Below are 12,358 nucleotides of genomic sequence, written 5' to 3'. Positions count from 1 at the left end.
TGTTCGTTAAATATATCTTTAACAAATAGTTTTAAATAGTGAAATGCAATTTCAACTTATTATTCATTGTACCATTTGGCTAATAATGAGAATCTGATAAGATTAATTCTGCCTTTTTATACTTTAATTTAGTACTTAGAGAAGGATTATCCTTCAGTTTCTTTATTGTATTTTTAATATCAAATTATATTAATAAAAAATATTTAAGAATAAGAAGAATACATGCATATAAATGTATAAAATCCCCTGAAATATTAAATATTTTTAAATAAATACTACATTTAGAAGTGATATTTCTTTAAAGTTTTCTACATGAGGCTACACCCTAGAAAAAACAGGATCTAGGAGAATCAGGAATGAGATATTTTAAAGGATAACAATTTAAGGAAGATATTGTTTTTGTAGCTGGCGGCTACTATTACCGTTTTTTTTTTAATTCTCTCGATGACTCTGAAATTCTGAAAGAACCTAGTATTTTATATTACCCAGCAAGCATCATGCGATGGGTTCGTGAATATGGCAATCTTCCGGAATCCGAAGTAATGCAAAGGTTTGTCTGTAGCGCATACATTAAGAGAAAATCATTCTGTAAATACATAATAGAATTTACTTTTCCAACAAAAATAATCGATTTACTTAAAGTTAAAAAATATAATAGGATCTTTACAAATAATAATATCTATCTATTTCGTGCTAGCTTATATGCCAGATAAGTAGAGTTAAGAAGCCATGGAATTGGTTCAAAAACGGCATTTTATTATTGGATTAATGTAATGGTTCGTGAATACATTTCTATTGTTGTAAAGTATCATAAGCATCATAGTCTAGCAATAGGAATAATTTTTGTTTTTTTACTGTCAGCAATCGTGGAGATTTTGCTAGTCTAAACTTATTTAAAAGGTTCTATAATGGGCTAAGTTTATACCATTAAATATGAAATATTTAATGGAGAAAGAGACTTCACAAGAAAACCTTACAAAAATGTAATGATTTTGTAAGGAATATAAATAGATGTATATACATCTATACTCGTATGATAGAAATGAACATAATAATAAAGGAGAGGAGAAAATGATTAACACATTAGCTGAACAGGATGCATTAAAATACTGGAACTTGCAACTGCAGGCAATTCAAATAAACTCTGAAGCATTTGTGACAATCCATAAAGAAACTAGGAGAAAGCAAAACCCTATTGAAGGTATTATAGAGGATCTTAGGTCACCTTCTAGGTATACATTTGGAATCTATAATGAAAGAGAAAAACTACTTGGAGTAGTGACGTTATTGTTAAAAGAAAAATTACTTATTCGACATAAGGCATATATCACTGGAATGTATGTTGATCTCGAGTATAGGAGGAAAGGGCATGCATTAAAATTATTACAAGCGGTAATTGCTAAAGCAAAGGAGCTGAATATTGAACAATTACATTTAAGTTTCGTTTCAAATAATAAAGCTGCAAAGCAACTTTATCAATCTGTTGGTTTCAAAACATATGCGGTAGAAAAAAAATCATTAAAGGATTTCTATGGATACTATGATGAAGAGTACATGGTGTTGTTTCTTTAGTGTAATTTAACAGACAACTAAAATGAATGAAAATGATTCATTTTAGTTGTCCTACAAATTATGACCAGAGAGGTGAAAATAATCCTAAAGGAGAACCCAATAAAGTTTTCTTAACATAAATAATACAACTTTCACCATAAATCAAATTAAATGTCCATTTAAATCTATAAGAGGAAATATAAAAAGTTTTATTTTTTATTATCTTACAAAAGTGTAATGCGTATGTAATGTTTTTGAATTTCTCCTCAAGAGAGAAGAGGTTATGATAACGACGTAATAAAAAACACATGAGGTGAATGACGTGAAAAGATATATTGTATTTTTTAGTATTTTAGTTGTATTTGCTACAATGTTAGTTGGCTGTGACTTGAACCGTATGGGAAAAGATGAGTACTATGTTCAAATTACAGTTGACGGAACGGAGAAGAATAAAAAATTTGATGATGGTGAGCCTTTCAAATCATTTGAGTACAAGTTACCTGCATTTAATAAAGATGGTAACGAAAAAGAAATGGAATTTAACGCTATGAAAAACCTTCGTAAAGAAGCGTTCCTACGTGTATACTATTCTGATAAAAAAGGTGTAACAGCTTGGGAAGAAGTGAAAAAAGATGAGCTTCCTGCTAAGGTAAGAGAAAAATTAGGTGTGAAATAATATAGAGGGAGTTGATTTTTGAATCAGCTCCTTTGTTTATATAGGGAATGAATTTCAATAATTACTAACTACAATGTCAGTCCTAAAGAACAATATAAGAGAGTTAAAAGAATCATGCCCATTTTGGACTTTTTTTACCATAGCTTCGTAAACAGAAAAATCGTGTTCTAGATAAAAGTAGGCTAGGAAAGGCCAGCTCCTGTTGTTTGAACCGATAAAATTATCTTGAGGTTTTCTTATTAGACAGTCGTTTAGAAACCGATAACTACAGAAGTAAACTTTATATTACAAATGTTTTAAAATGAAGTTGGATGTTCTCAAATACACCTCGAGTTACTAGAGGAAGCGCCATCATGTATAGTGAAATTGAAACTACAAAAGAGAACAATTTAAGTCCTTATCATTATGTTTTTTATTTGTTTAAAAAGATTCCCAACATCGATTTAAATAATACAAGGGAAATTGATAAAGTCTTGCTGTGGTCAACAGGTTTACCATCTATATGTAGAGTGCCGAAAAAAATGAAGTAAATGAAAAATAGCGCTAAAATTACCTTTTACTGTATATTTTAGCGTTGCTTGGTGTATAAGTTTATGAAGAGGGTCTAAAAAGATAGCATGTTTATAAAAAAATTGAGGTGTTTAAAAAATTGATGTTTTTTGGAAATGTTACACTTATTTTATTCCTTATTTTTCTATTCTTTTATGTAAGGGATCCCAGAAGTTTAATAATCGGATTTTTATTTAACTTATTTTTTTGCTCAACGCTTATCCTTTTCATTGGTTTGGGTTTCAGATCAAATGAACCGATATTGAGAATTATTTCAATTATACCGTTTATTATCATTTTCTTAATGTTAACCTTTGGTGTATTTGCATTAATGATTGGACTATTTCTTAACGCAAGAATCTTAATGAGAAAAGAAGGACGGCGTTTATCGAACTGCTTAACATTAATTGCTGGATTGGGAATATTACTCACTATACTGGCCCTAATATTTGAGCCAAATCGATTTTTCTCTCCTCATTTCCAACCGATTTTTGCAGGAGTTATTTTGATTATGGTTTATTTTCTTTTACACATATCAATTTTCTTAACAGCGTATTTTCTCTATCAATTTAATAGACCACGGCGCAATCAAGATTTTATTATCGTTCTTGGCAGTGGATTAATTAACGATAAAGTACCACCACTTTTAGCGAGTCGTATTAATAAAGCGATTAATTTTTACTGGAAACAGGCTGCTGTCACTACTCCACCTACAATCATTTTCTCTGGTGGACAAGGACCCGATGAAAACATTCCTGAAGCGGAAGCGATGCAAAAATACGCTGTTGAAAAAGGAATTCCGATTGAGCATACAGTTCAAGAAAATCAGTCCGATAATACGTACCAAAACATGCTCTTTTCAAAACGAATTATGGATTCATTAAAAAATAACTATAAGAGCATCTTTACAACGAATAATTTCCATCTATTCCGTGCTGGTTTATATGCAAGACAAGCTGGGCTCAATAGCCAAGGAATCGGTTCAAAAACCGCTTTTTATTACTGGCCAAATGCTATGATTCGGGAATATATTGCAATTGTTGTAATGGGCCGTAAGCGTCATATGAAAGTAGTAGGAGTTATTTTAGGATTCTGCGTCTTCTTGTCTGTGATTAGCTTTTGGTTTAATTAATGTATGCTAAAAAATCCATCCTTTCGAAAGGATGGATTTTTTAAAACTAATATTTTTGTTACATTGTGTTGGACCGTCGATTAGAGAAAACCCTGATTTTAAGTTGGTTTAGAAGTAAAAGTAAGCATTTGCTCGAAATTACATGTATCTCCGCTGTATCCTTATGGAGAATGTGAATCATGCCAATCTACCCAATCTTTCTTTAAAAAGGTCTGAATTTTTATCAAAAAACATGAAGAATGTAAATCACATTTATACAGGAACTACTATATTGGCAAGTGTTGTTTTAAAGATACTAAATAGAATGTGAATAAAAGCAAGATTTGTAAGGAAGAAATCATTAGAAGATTATCAAACAGCTATTGTGGTTTCAACTACAATAAGCTAGGGCGAGTCAGCGTACTAAGAAGAAGGGAATATTCCACTCACGTAATGGTTAACCCTAGGAATTATCTAACCAGCCAGGCATTCGGCATAGTGATTAAATGAAAGATATCTTAAATAAGGTAGTCTTTTAATTGTTTTGAATTGTTCTTCAGGGGTAGATAAAGGTGAAAATTTAGATTCAAAAACAATGATGATTATGTATTAGTAAAGGGGGACTTTTACAGATGACATTTTGTAAAGTTGTTAATTATTTACTTGCATAGACAACCTTACAACACTGTCATCTTAATGTAAGGTTATTAAATAGATTGGATACTAATTAAATGTAATACTTATATGTAATGCGAATCAATCTTGGGAGGTGAATGAAATGTTTAAATAAAATATATATATCATAAATAAGCAGACAGGAGTACATTATGAAGAGATATACTGATTTTCTTAAAAGTTTAGATTTAATAATAATTTTAATATTATGTGTATTATGCATTACGAGTATAACTGCTATATATAGTAGTCAGCAAACAGGACAATATGGCGAGTCAAACTTTGCTATGAAACAAGCTCTTAATTATGTGATAGGTGCTGTGTTATTAATACTAGTTGCAAACTTGGATGTGGATCAATTACAAAAATTATCTTGGCCAATTTATATTGTTGGTTTTGCTTCCCTTATATTACTAAATAGACTACCAGTATCTAGTTTCACTCCTGAAAGATTAGGAGCCAAAAGATGGTTTATTTTTCCTGGTATTGGTCAAATACAGCCTTCAGAGTTTTTTAAAATTTCCTTGCTTCTACTGGTAGCAAGTCTAGCGGTAAAACATAATACACAATATATTGTACGTACATTTCAAAGCGATTTAATCTTAGTGGGGAAAATTATGTTAGTATCGATTCCACCAATAGTAGTTGTATATAAACAACCAGATACAGGTATGGTTTTCTTATATGCTGCTTCAATTGCATGTGTTTTATTTATGTCTGGGGTTCAAAAAAAATTAGTGGCGATATGCATTTCCATACCAGTAACTATATTATCGTCTTTAATATTTATATATTTTTATTATCCAGATATTATTTTCAATAAATTGATTCCTTTGTTAAAACCCCATCAACAATCACGTATTTTAGGTTGGTTAAATCCATTTGAACATACCGATCAAGGTTATCAAACACAACAATCCCTTTTAGCTGTGGGAAGTGGGGGAATGGAAGGTAAAGGTCTTGGATATGGGAATGTCTATATACCAGAGAAACATACCGATTTCATTTTTGCTACTATTGCTGAAGAAGGTGGATTTATCATTGCAGCTTCTGTTGTTTTTATATTATTGCTGCTTCTTTATCGTACAACTATCATTGCCTATTCAGCCGATAATCTATTTGGAACATTAATCTGTGCAGGAACAATTGGGATTTTAACATTACAAATTTTTCAAAATATAGGTATGATTATTGGGTTAATGCCTGTAAAAGGGATTGCACTTCCATTTCTTTCTTATGGAGGAAGTTCTTTATTTTCAAATATGATAATGCTAGGACTTATTTTATCGGTTCGGAAAACTTATAAGAAGTATATGTTTTCAGTGAATCAATAGATTCTATTACAAAAAATTAATACTATCTAAATGAAATACATTTATTTATGGGAAAAAATATTATGTTAAACAAGAACTGCGGACGTATCTGATCCCTTATATTATGTATTGGTTGACCTTACAGTATCTGTTGAATGTTTTATTACCTTACAAAAGTGTAATATTAATGTCATGTTATTGAATTTTTTTAGTGAAGGGTTTGTATTAATAATAGTAATAGAAATGAGATGAATGAAGGAAAACGAAACATAGTAAATATCAGTATTTTACTCGTATTTCCAACAGTGTTAACAGCTTGTAACTTTAGCCGTGTTGGAACAAATAAATACTATGTGGAAAACCGAAAGACAAATTAGGTGATGGATTTACAAATTAACAGTATGAATTAATTGGATTTGATGAGAAAGGTATAAAAATATTTATTACATCATCTTCGAACCGAACCGTCCGGTTTGGAGATGAAAATGGAAGTAAAAAACTTTCAAAAAGAAGAAAAAATTAGTTCAGTTAATGGATGCTACTCAAATAAGTTATAACAGGAGGAAAATATGAATACAACTTTATCTGCAAACAGGAGGATAGTATCATTAGATACTATTCGCGGATTTGCATTATTAGGTATCTTATTTATTAATATACAAGCATTTCAAGGGGTAATGGATGAAGCTATTCCTAAGAAGTATAGTGGTATAGATGCATTAGTTCGTACTTTGATTTATATGTTCATTACTAAGAAATTCTTTTCTATCTTTTCATTTTTATTTGGGATAGGGTTTTTTATTTTCACTTCACGTGTTGAAGCACGAGGTGATAATCCTAGGAGAAGATTCACACGTCGCCTACTTTCGCTTTTTCTCATAGGATTTGTGCATATGTTTATTTTTTGGGAAACAATTTTACCTCTCTATGCACTGCTTGGTTTTTTACTTCTTCCATTTTACAATGCCACTCTTTCAACAATATTTAAATGGTTAGGTGGTATTTCATTCATTTACTTAATGGCGATAATAGTACAAATTCTGTTTCCTGAACAACAACAACTTGTATCGATTGCGCAGCCTATAGCATCAGAAATTACTTTGATTTTCATTATGTTTTTAGCTGGTTTTGGAGTAGCAAAGGCGAATTGGATTCAAAATGTAGGGAAACTAGAAAAACATATTCAACGGATTCAATTCGGAACAATACCTTTGGTTATTGGAGGTTTCGCTTGGATTTGGTACGCGTCTTACTCTGAAAGCAAACAATTATCTCTAATCATCTCATTAAGTACCATCCCAACGGTTATTTTCTACTTAAGTACAATGTTTTTACTATTAGAAAATAAAACAGTTTCTACTATGCTTACACCTGTAGCCTATGTAGGAAGGATGGCTCTTACGAATTATGTGGCACAAAGTTTAATTGGAGCAATTATCATATCCTTTATGAATATTAAGTTTGTATTACCAACACAAACTGTCTGGATTGCGGTTCTCATATTTGTCATCCAAGTTATCTATACTTTTATTTGGTTTAAATTCTTTAAAATGGGACCACTAGAGAAGGTATGGCGACTTATGACGTATGGAATGAAAAAATCAAGTTAAGTCAGAATTTAGAATGAAGGCTTTTCTTAACACTAAGTATCTGTAAAATTAAAAACACCCTATTAAGTGTTTTTTTGCTGATAGAGGAGTATACACTATGTATATACATAGTGTATACATATTAAAAGTCCGAAGAAATTATTGAAAGTATTATTAATGCTTTTTCCCAATTATAACGTGCAAAAAAGTAAAGGATAAGTTGTTTAAATTAATTTTAATTTCCATTTAATAAAAACCAAAATATTATTCCTCATCTAGAATTTTAGGTGTATTTTTAGGGAGATTTGAGATATAGCTGATTACAAGTTTCCCTAAAAATACATTGAAAAGGAATGAATTAAAAATGTTAGGCACAAAATTTACAAGTTTTATGGGTAGACCACGTGTTTGGAATGTATCTAGTGATGTAATGGGAACCTCTAAAATGCGAAGTACAGAAAAAAGCGAGTTTGAAATCAAAAATAAAACTTATACAAATGAAAAAGATGAACTTTTAAAAGATAAACAAGTATACATGAATTTAAAATCAGAATTTAATTCTTTTTCACAAACGCTTAAAGAAATGGCTACTTTTAAAGGGGAAGAGAAAAAAGTAACAACATCACAAGAGGGACATATTAAAGTGAAGGCAAACGGTGATGCTATTGAGGGAACATTTCATATGATAGTTACACAACTTGCAGAGCATCATCAAATTGTTTCAAATGTTATTAATGTCGATGAGAAGTTGAAGATAAATGATGTATTACAAATTAGCGATAAAGATTTAAAGATAAATAGTGATATGACATACAAGGATTTAATTCACCTAATTAATAATGGGGATTATGGAGTAACTGCTTACACACAGGGCGATAAAATTTTTATGCATGCTAAAAAAGTTGGTGAATCAAGTAAAATTGAATTAAAGGATGGTACATCAGATTTATTTAAAAAGATGTTTTATACCCCAGTGGAAACTGGTCAAATAGATGCACCTGATAATACTACACAAAACTTTGTACTTAATACCATTAATACAGCGAAAGATGCGAAATATATTCTTAATGGTATTGAAGGAACAAGTGATAGTAACACATTAAAACCACTTCCTGATGTAGAGATTGAATTACTAAAAGTAACTACAGAAAATACCAACGGAAAAAATAAAGAATTAAAGTTTACAGTAAGTAATTCTGGTGTGTCAGATGCAACTAAACTAATCAAAAAAATGGTTGTAGATTATAATAATATTGTTTTGTCCTATGAAGAGTATGCTAGTCCGATGGGAAGTTTACATGGTCATGCGGTAATTGCAGATATCTACCGTGAAATGAATAATGTAGTTAGATTTTCACAAGGTGGTAATTACTTATCTACTTTTGGCATTCAACTTACAGAGGAAGGAATAATGAAAGTAGATGATGCAAAACTAACAAAAGCTTTGGAGGAGCATTCAGAGGCTGCAAAACAATTCTTCTTTAGCTCTCAAGGATTAGGGAAAATGATGGGGAAATCATTTGAGGAAATCTTTGGTGATAATAGTATTATTAGTGATCGAATCAAAAATATAAATTCTCGCGTAAATGATTTAGATAAAAAAATTGGCTATATTGATTTTTATAATAAAGAAAAACAGGATGGAAATGTAGATAAATATCAAAGGTTAAAAGTTGCATCTTCATTGCTTAATAATCAGATGAACATGATGAGATCAATGATTAGATAAAGAAAAAATAATCCTATTTACTAAATGTAATAATATTAGGTTTTTATTGTAAGGAAGTGATTAAAAATGAATGAGAAAGTCTATGAAGAGTTTGTAAGTGCTATTTATGAACTTGGTGACTTGAGATTATCAGAAGAAATATTTGAAAAGAAACAAGATAAATTTAATTGTTGGCTTATATCTTTGGAGGAAGAGAAAAAACAAAAAGTAATAGAAAAGATTTTGCCTATAATTATAAAAGTTTCAGAACGTATTCAAGATAAACAGCAAGTTTTTAAAGAAATAATATTGGAGAATGAAGGAATAATAAAAGCAAATTCACATTATGATAAGTTTTAGTTAAGATAATACTTGATTGATCATAGTCTAGATATATTTGAGGTAACTGGATATGGATAAAGGAAATTTCTTAATACTTTAAATTGTATATTGAAAAATATAAAAATGATTAATTAACAGTGTTGAAATCCCCCACATTTACTTCTAAACGAAGTGAAGGTGGGGGATTTCTATAAAATATATAAATTTAAATTATATTTTTATAAACTTATAGATTATACATAATCCTATGAATCAAGAACATCTGTTCGTTAAATACACTTTTAACGAACAGTTATTTCTCTGCTTTTTTAACGAGTGCAGGATGTGTATAACCATTTAAATATTGCTTAATGTCATATGTTTCACCTGCTTTAAAATCAATAACTATTTGTTCGCTGCCTTTAAATAGGGAGGATGAAGCAGGAGTTGGTGCTTCTCCAATAGTTATAGGACTATTAAACCATCTGTTATTTGGTAATTTAAGTGCCAGTTGATCTTGAAGCTCTTCAACTTTTTTCCGGAATTCTTCTTTAACAGCTTTTTCAATATTATTTTCCTTCATCAGTTTGTCAAGCTGTGTTTTTAATTCATCGATTGATTTTTGTTTTATTTTATTTTCAGCAACTATTTCTCTTATTACAGTTGCCATTTCGTCAGCACTTCCAGCAACTCTATTTAGAACCAAAAGTTGTTTTGTTAGAGATTCGTCGTTGATATGGTTAGGGTATCTTAGTTGATGATCGATTTCACTCCAACCTTCTTCAAAAATGGTTCTTACTTGAATTTCAGCAATATGGACGTCTTTTGTCGCTTGTGAGCTTATTAAATAATGCCATGAGCGATAGCCGCAAGGGTGTACCTTAAAATTAAATAATTCATTATTTTCATGTTCTTCTTGTTTCGAGTAATCGCCTTCACGGTAGTAAATAGTACAAGTTTCTTGTAAATTCCAATTATCTCGAATGAATTTATCAATAGGGGCAGCTTGATCCTTATAGAGATGAAGAACTCGAATTCCTATTAAATCAGTTATTTCAGTTTTATAGTTGTTAATATCAATTTTATAATTGGTTTCACGCTTTTTTTCTCTTATAATCTTTCTAATAATTTTATCTATTAAATGTTCAGGATCTTTAACTCTAGATCTAACAGTATGAGCTTCTGGATGTGTGCGTAACCTATTTGATAAGTATTCTGCTGTGGCATTTAGTGATTCCTTATATGATAAGTAATCAGTATGTATTTCTAATAAACTATCCCAACTGATTTCTGCATTTTCAAACTCTTGTGCATCTATGTTATATGTTTCAAAAAACTGTTGTTGAGTTAATTGCATTAAGTACAGCTCCTTATTTATAGTATACGAATATTATACCACACCCATCTCTCGAAGTGTTCGTTAAATAAGGATTTAACGAACACTTGATGAGATGGGAAGTAGACCTCCCCTCTTACTTCATAAATGTAGAAAGACATGAAAGTGGATACTTTGTAGACACGAAAGTAGATACTTCCTGAATATCTTTCGCTACTAATATAAATTCCAAATGAATTTTCAGTTCACATTTAATTAGGTTTTGCTGAAATGCAAAAAAAGAGAGCAAAACTCTCTTTTTCATTTAATCAATACTATTTTTAAAATTTATATAATAAAAAATAGCCAGTTAAAATAGTGTGTTGTTATATGTTTTGCTAAACACGCTCTTACAAATATTTAAACCCTGCATTAATTTCTTATTCCATTCATTTAACTAATAAATAATTTTTTATATTCGGTTATCATGCCAGAAGTTTATTGGAAAATGATTATTCTGGTTATAAGCTTCAAGTTCATAACCTTTTTCTTTTAACCCTTTTATAATCTGTGGAGCTGCTACCATCCTGCACTTGCATTCATACCAGAACCCATAAAAGTAATAAATAACGGCCATAATAACGGCCATAACGTAAGAAGTATATTTACAAGTATAAGTATACTATATACCCCAGGAAAATTATGATTTTTACAATTTACCAATACTAAAATCACTAATAATATTATGGGTATTAAATATAAAAATAGCATTATAAACCAATACCATGTCATTAAAGTAAGGCTCAATGGTCCTAATATCATGTGTACAACTCCGAATGATATTCCTAATGCTCCAAAACTAAAGGTTGTAATTATTGTTTTTAGAAGCACTTTAGCCAATTTTGAGTCGTACGATTTTCTACTATATAGACCTATCACGATATACAACGATAGATATGCCATTAATACACCTATCCAAATCAATAGCCAGTCTGCATCTAACATAAAGATGTCAAACAGCGCCCAACACACCCCTACTATTGAAAAAACAAGGGAAATAATTATATATTTTAAAACCGGTTTCATATTCATTTCACGTCCTTTAAAAACTTAAGAATACATTATTAGCTTGTATTCTTCTTTTTCTACCGCTTTACTATAGTCTGTTGTATATTCAATAACAGTAATCTCTTTACTTCTAAGTAGCTTCTTTTTCCACGTTTTCGCATCAGTTGACAGTATGAGTTATTCTCTCCTAATTTAGATGGATCACTGGAATTGGCTTTAATATGAATCTGCTACCTCAAACCACTTCATCTCAAGTAAAACTATATCTAAATGATGAGGTAATACTAGAGATCCAGGTGATAGCGGTAAAATACATCACCATTTGCTAGTATTCTTCCATTACTTCTTTTTGAATTATACTCCCTCCTGTTCTCCATACAATATACCTACCTAGATTCAATTTATGTTTTAAATTGTTATTTTTTATCCACCTCAATCAAGCTAGCAAAACTAAATATCATTTTACTTTTTTATTATATAGA

9 protein-coding genes and 2 pseudogenes are annotated in these 12,358 nt (G+C 30.3%); 8 read left to right on the top strand and 3 right to left on the bottom strand.

Annotation, left to right across the window (positions count from 1 at the left end):
- Window positions 1-392: 392 nt before the first annotated feature.
- From ACTFRM_RS24785 to ACTFRM_RS24750, 8 genes and pseudogenes are all read left to right on the top strand, one after another.
- Window positions 393-527: pseudogene (locus ACTFRM_RS24785) on the top strand (IS6 family transposase); the annotation flags it as partial.
- A gap of 544 nt (window positions 528-1,071) precedes the next feature.
- Window positions 1,072-1,572: a GNAT family N-acetyltransferase gene (locus ACTFRM_RS24780; RefSeq protein WP_000611126.1), complete on the top strand. Its 501-nt coding sequence runs from the start codon at window positions 1,072-1,074 to the stop codon at window positions 1,570-1,572.
- 301 nt (window positions 1,573-1,873) lie between these two features.
- On the top strand, window positions 1,874-2,227 hold the full coding sequence (locus ACTFRM_RS24775) for a YxeA family protein (RefSeq protein WP_000833213.1): 354 nt from the start codon (window positions 1,874-1,876) through the stop codon (window positions 2,225-2,227).
- A gap of 652 nt (window positions 2,228-2,879) precedes the next feature.
- Window positions 2,880-3,908 carry a YdcF family protein gene (locus ACTFRM_RS24770; protein WP_002183167.1) on the top strand — a complete coding sequence of 343 codons (1,029 nt, stop codon included), beginning with the start codon at window positions 2,880-2,882 and terminating at the stop codon, window positions 3,906-3,908.
- An 806-nt stretch (window positions 3,909-4,714) separates the two neighbouring features.
- A complete protein-coding gene (locus ACTFRM_RS24765) occupies window positions 4,715-5,896 on the top strand; it encodes an FtsW/RodA/SpoVE family cell cycle protein (RefSeq protein ID WP_000833378.1) in 1,182 nt (393 codons plus the stop codon).
- Window positions 5,897-6,444: 548 nt separating this feature from the next.
- Complete coding sequence (locus tag ACTFRM_RS24760; protein ID WP_087952100.1) at window positions 6,445-7,485, top strand: DUF418 domain-containing protein; 1,041 nt, start codon at window positions 6,445-6,447, stop codon at window positions 7,483-7,485.
- A 343-nt stretch (window positions 7,486-7,828) separates the two neighbouring features.
- Window positions 7,829-9,193, top strand: a complete 1,365-nt coding sequence (locus ACTFRM_RS24755; protein ID WP_440043696.1) for a flagellar hook-associated protein 2 — start codon at window positions 7,829-7,831, stop codon at window positions 9,191-9,193.
- A gap of 66 nt (window positions 9,194-9,259) precedes the next feature.
- The gene (locus tag ACTFRM_RS24750) at window positions 9,260-9,532 is read left to right on the top strand and encodes a flagellar biosynthesis protein FlgG (protein WP_087952102.1); all 273 of its coding nucleotides are present in this window, start codon (window positions 9,260-9,262) and stop codon (window positions 9,530-9,532) included.
- A gap of 274 nt (window positions 9,533-9,806) precedes the next feature.
- On the opposite strand, the gene ACTFRM_RS24745 is transcribed toward ACTFRM_RS24750, so the two are convergent.
- The 3 genes and pseudogenes from ACTFRM_RS24745 to ACTFRM_RS24735 all read right to left on the bottom strand — a co-directional run bounded on the left by ACTFRM_RS24745 (window position 9,807) and on the right by ACTFRM_RS24735 (window position 11,894).
- On the bottom strand, window positions 9,807-10,850 hold the full coding sequence (locus ACTFRM_RS24745) for a RelA/SpoT domain-containing protein (protein ID WP_440043694.1): 1,044 nt from the start codon (window positions 10,848-10,850) through the stop codon (window positions 9,807-9,809).
- 430 nt (window positions 10,851-11,280) lie between these two features.
- A pseudogene (locus ACTFRM_RS24740) lies at window positions 11,281-11,388 on the bottom strand (polysaccharide deacetylase); the annotation flags it as partial.
- Window positions 11,388-11,894 (bottom strand): DUF3902 family protein, encoded by a 507-nt coding sequence (locus tag ACTFRM_RS24735; protein WP_000805757.1) that lies wholly within the window; start codon window positions 11,892-11,894, stop codon window positions 11,388-11,390. The pseudogene ACTFRM_RS24740 and the gene ACTFRM_RS24735, both read right to left, overlap by 1 nt.
- Between the last annotated feature and the right edge of the window lie 464 nt (window positions 11,895-12,358).

This window comes from Bacillus cereus group sp. MYBK227-1, assembly GCF_051916325.1.
Taxonomy (GTDB): domain Bacteria; phylum Bacillota; class Bacilli; order Bacillales; family Bacillaceae_G; genus Bacillus_A; species Bacillus_A cereus.
This window is presented reverse-complemented; position numbering and strand designations above follow the sequence as displayed.

Excerpts from the sequence above, each read along its gene's own strand:
- ACTFRM_RS24780 (WP_000611126.1), top strand. The coding sequence starts at position 1,072 with ATGATTAACACATTAGCTGAACAGGATGCATTAAAATACTGGAACTTG.
- ACTFRM_RS24770 (WP_002183167.1), top strand. The coding sequence starts at position 2,880 with ATGTTTTTTGGAAATGTTACACTTATTTTATTCCTTATTTTTCTATTC.
- ACTFRM_RS24765 (WP_000833378.1), top strand. The coding sequence starts at position 4,715 with ATGAAGAGATATACTGATTTTCTTAAAAGTTTAGATTTAATAATAATT.
- ACTFRM_RS24760 (WP_087952100.1), top strand. The coding sequence starts at position 6,445 with ATGAATACAACTTTATCTGCAAACAGGAGGATAGTATCATTAGATACT.
- ACTFRM_RS24755 (WP_440043696.1), top strand. The coding sequence starts at position 7,829 with ATGTTAGGCACAAAATTTACAAGTTTTATGGGTAGACCACGTGTTTGG.
- ACTFRM_RS24750 (WP_087952102.1), top strand. The coding sequence starts at position 9,260 with ATGAATGAGAAAGTCTATGAAGAGTTTGTAAGTGCTATTTATGAACTT.
- ACTFRM_RS24745 (WP_440043694.1), bottom strand. The coding sequence starts at position 10,850 with ATGCAATTAACTCAACAACAGTTTTTTGAAACATATAACATAGATGCA.
- ACTFRM_RS24735 (WP_000805757.1), bottom strand. The coding sequence starts at position 11,894 with ATGAAACCGGTTTTAAAATATATAATTATTTCCCTTGTTTTTTCAATA.